The organism is Roseomonas sp. TAS13, from assembly GCF_001950415.1.
GTDB lineage: Bacteria > Pseudomonadota > Alphaproteobacteria > Acetobacterales > Acetobacteraceae > Roseomonas > Roseomonas mucosa.
The window spans coordinates 1-1319 of sequence record NZ_BDLP01000652.1; the positions used below are offsets into that span (position 1 = coordinate 1).

Here is a 1319-nt window from a genome sequence, read left to right on the forward strand (position 1 = left end):
GGCCTCCGCCACGGCCGTGTCAAGCCCGTGGCGGAGGCCATGGCCCCCACCACGGCCATCGGCGATGCCTCAGAGCGTCTCGATCAATCCCGCCAGCACCTGCCCCCGCGCGGCGAGGTCACGCCACAGGATATGCTCGTGCGGCGCATGGGCGCCCGCGCCGGTGCAGCCCAGCCCGTCCAGGGTCGGGATGCCGAGCGCGGCGGTAAAGTTGCCGTCCGACCCGCCGCCGCGATGCTGCTTCGGCAGGTCATAGCCCGCCTGCCGCGCCAGTTCGCGCGCCGTCTCGTAGAGGCGCAGGGTTTCCGCCGTCTCCTCCATCGGCGGGCGGTTCATGCCGCCGGTGATCTCGATGCGGATTCCGTCCCGCTCCCCGGCGAGGGCCAGGATGGCCCGCTCCATCGCCACGCCGTCCGCCTCGCTGGCGACGCGCAGGTCGATCTCGCAGCCGGCCTCGGGCGGAACGACATTGGGGCGCGTGCCGCCCCAGACGGGGGCCACGTTGGTGGTCACGCCCCGCTCCAGGTCCACCAGCCCGTGCACCTTCAGCACCAGCTCGGACAGCGCCACCACGGCGCTGCGCCCCTCACTCCAGTTGCCGCCGGCATGGGCGGAGATGCCATGGACCTTCACCACAAAGCGGCCGACGCCCTTGCGCGCGGTGACGCAGGCGCCCTGCGGCCCGCCCGCCGGCTCGGCGATCAGCACGGCGCTGGCGTCTCGCGCCTCGCGCTCGATGATGGCGCGGGAGGTGGGGGAGCCGACCTCCTCGTCCGGCGTCATGATCAGCGTGACCGGGCTGCGCGTCGCCACCTTCTGGCGCAAGATCTCGCGCACCGCGTGGAAGGCGAGGAAGGAGCCCGACTTCATGTCGTAGATGCCGGGGCCGTAGGCCTTGTCGCCCTCGACGCGGAAGGGCATCGAGGCGGCGAGGGTGCCGTTGTCCCAGACCGTGTCGAGATGCACGCAGACCACCACCGGCTTGCGGTTGCTGCCGGCGGGGCCGGGCAGGCGGGCGATCAGGTTGTCGCCATAGCCGTCGCGACCGGGGATGCGCTCCAGCGTGGCCCCGGCCTCCCGCAGACCGGCCTCGGCACGGTCCACCAGCCGGTTCACCGCGGCGGCATCGGTGGTGGGGGTCTCCATCTCGACCCAGAGGCGCAGTTCCTCCAGAAGCCTCTCGCTGGTTCCGATCTCGGTGGCGGGCATGCAGGCTCCTCGCGGCAAGGCGGCCTGTCTCCGGGGCGCGCGGCGCCGGCGGCAGGTCCCCGGTTGGAAAGCTGTCTCTTGATCACATCTACGCACAGCTCCACCGTAAG

1 protein-coding gene is annotated in these 1319 nt (G+C 72.3%); it reads right to left on the reverse strand.

Annotated features, from left to right (window positions below):
• Positions 1–69: 69 nt before the first annotated feature.
• Positions 70–1319: M20 family metallopeptidase (locus tag ROTAS13_RS24545; RefSeq protein WP_371329375.1), on the reverse strand; the 1250-nt coding region annotated here is incomplete at its 5' end.